We start from the raw sequence: 501 nt of genomic DNA, 5'->3' as shown, positions 1-501 counted from the left end.
CAACGAAGGACGCTCACGCACCGGCGGAGGCGACACCTCCAACCGAGGCTCCGGATCCGGCGGACCAACCGGCGCCTCCTCCTGACCCCACACGAAAGCAGCAACATCCCCCCACCAGCCACGCTCCTCCTGACGCCGCTTCCACGCCCTCGCCGTCTCCCGACGCTCCTGCTCCGCCTTCGCCGCGGCCTTCAAATCCCCGGTCGCGGTCGCCACCTCCTCCAAACGCGTCACCAAGAGCGAGGCATCCGACGCCTGAACCTCACCATTCCTCTCAAAAAGATCAGCATCATACCCCGCGAAATCCTTCAACGCATGCAACTTCCAAAGATTCCTGGAACCAACCTGACCCCGAATCGTCTCCGCCGCATCAAAACACGCATAAATCAACGTATAAGCGTGATCATGACTGAAAGGAACATCCTCCTCAATACCGTGCATCGGATCAGTCACGCCACACACCTCATTGCTACATGGACGACAAAAGACAGCTGCCCAATG

The 501-nt window shown here is 59.5% G+C and carries 1 protein-coding gene; it reads right to left on the bottom strand.

Features of this window, described 5'->3' with window-relative positions; all coding sequences use genetic code 11:
• Window positions 1–453 (bottom strand): hypothetical protein (locus tag EII35_RS15610; RefSeq protein ID WP_148098978.1); only part of this gene is annotated, 453 nt, incomplete at its 3' end.
• Window positions 454–501: the final 48 nt, after the last annotated feature.

The organism is Arachnia propionica (assembly GCF_003932785.1).
GTDB lineage: Bacteria > Actinomycetota > Actinomycetes > Propionibacteriales > Propionibacteriaceae > Arachnia > Arachnia propionica_B.
This window is presented reverse-complemented; position numbering and strand designations above follow the sequence as displayed.